2 protein-coding genes are annotated in these 1,793 nt (G+C 57.5%); both read left to right on the top strand.

The genetic code is table 11. The features are described 5' to 3' along the window. Positions 1 to 1,143: transglutaminase-like domain-containing protein (locus tag WBR57_RS02670; protein ID WP_424081859.1), on the top strand; the 1,143-nt coding region annotated here is incomplete at its 5' end. Between the two features lie 17 nt (positions 1,144 to 1,160). Next, positions 1,161 to 1,793, top strand: a 633-nt coding sequence (locus tag WBR57_RS02665) for an AAA family ATPase (RefSeq protein WP_424081857.1), incomplete at its 3' end; no start/stop codon positions are given.

The raw sequence follows: 1,793 nt of genomic DNA, 5'->3' as shown, positions 1-1,793 counted from the left end.
CGGTTGATTCGGGACAGCGACCAACCCGAGCCCGAGTTGACCGCGCAAGCGCAGGACCTGATTGTTGGGGCGAAAAACGATGAGGATAAAATTGAGCGGATCACCCGCTTTGTAACCAATTTTCGGTATGTCTCAGTGCCGTTGGGCGTAAACTCTTTTCGGCCTCACTCTGCCCTACACGTGTGGCAAAATCGGTATGGCGATTGCAAGGACAAGGCGAACCTTCTCGATACGCTCCTGACCGCCGTCGGCTTTAAGACGCACCTGGTATTGGTGCCACGATTTTCCCAAGCCTATGAGGACCTCCCCGGCTTCGCCTTCAATCACGCGATAGCCGCCGTGGACTTCGCCGGCAAAACGCTCTGGATCGATTCCACGGATGATGTCTGCCGTTTCGGCTTGCTTCCACCGGGAGACCCGGGGCGCCAGGTCCTGGTTGTTGATGATAAAGTCGATGCTTTGACCACGCTTCCGGTCTCAAATGTAAAAGATCATCGTCTCACAATTGAGACCACGGTGAACTTGACTCACGCAGGTGAGCGCGACGCCGACGTTGAGATTCAAGCCGATGGCATTGGCTATGCCGACTATCTCCTGCGCGCCATGGCCCAAGCGGCTGGCCCTCATCAGGTGCTCCCGCTATTGGCCGCACAGTTCTCCTCGACCAGTGGCACATTTATTCCCGGGCATCAGCAGGAAACGGCAGTCGATGACCTCGACCATGGCTTTAATTGGAAGGCGAACGGCTCCTGGGATGGTCTGGTCAGCCGATTGCCTCAGTCCTCCACCGAGATCTTTCGCCTCCCGGCGTGGCTTCCGCAAGAATGGCGGGTAGCCGCGTTGCCGCGCTCAAATCCTCTGCATCTCAACGAGGGTTACCCGATGGAAATCGTCCAGACGTGGCACATCCATCTGGCACCCGGCTCTTCGGGCCTGAAGTTGCCAGCTCCTCAATCCGATCCGGGTCCGCAACTGAGCTGGAATCTCACTTGGAATGCCGCCACTCCTTCAGACATCACGGTGAAACTGGACGTGGTCCTCTCCGAAGCCGATCTCGATCAAAAGGAGACTGGCGGCTTTCAGGCTAGCTGCCACCATCTGCAGGAAACCCTCCAAGACGGCCTCACTTTCCAGAATCCCTAATTGCCCAACCAAACGCCATGTCCTCATTTCCCCCACTCCCGCCCGTCCCCAGCCAAGATGCGGTCGTCCATTTGAATCAACTCCCGGGAATTCTGGACAACCTGCAAAAGAACGTTGCTCTGTCGGTGGTCGGACAAGATGCCGCAGTTGAGGCAATTCTTATCGCGCTACTCAGTCGCGGCCACTGCCTGCTGGTTGGCGTCCCCGGGCTGGCCAAGACGCTGCTTGTCCGTGTCGTCGCTCATCTTTTGGGACTTCACTTCTCGCGAGTGCAATTCACGCCCGATCTGATGCCGTCCGACATCACGGGAACCGAAATCCTCCAGGAGGATCCCGCTACAGGGCACAGGCAATTCGTCTTCGTGCCGGGCCCCGTGTTCACCCAGGTGCTGCTGGCCGATGAAATCAACCGTACCCCGCCCAAAACGCAAGCCGCGCTGCTTGAAGCGATGCAGGAAAAAACCGTGACTCTGGCTGGAAAAATGTACGGAATGACCGAGCCGTTCCTGGTACTGGCAACTCAGAACCCGATCGAGCAGGAAGGCACCTACCCGCTACCTGAAGCGCAACTCGACCGCTTTCTCTTCGAGTTGCCGATTGGATATCCCTCCTTCGAAGACGAGGTGCTGCTCGTCGAAAGGCATTCCTTC

Source organism: Pseudomonas sp., from assembly GCF_049590575.1.
Classification (GTDB): domain Bacteria; phylum Pseudomonadota; class Gammaproteobacteria; order Pseudomonadales; family Pseudomonadaceae; genus Aquipseudomonas.
This window is presented reverse-complemented; position numbering and strand designations above follow the sequence as displayed.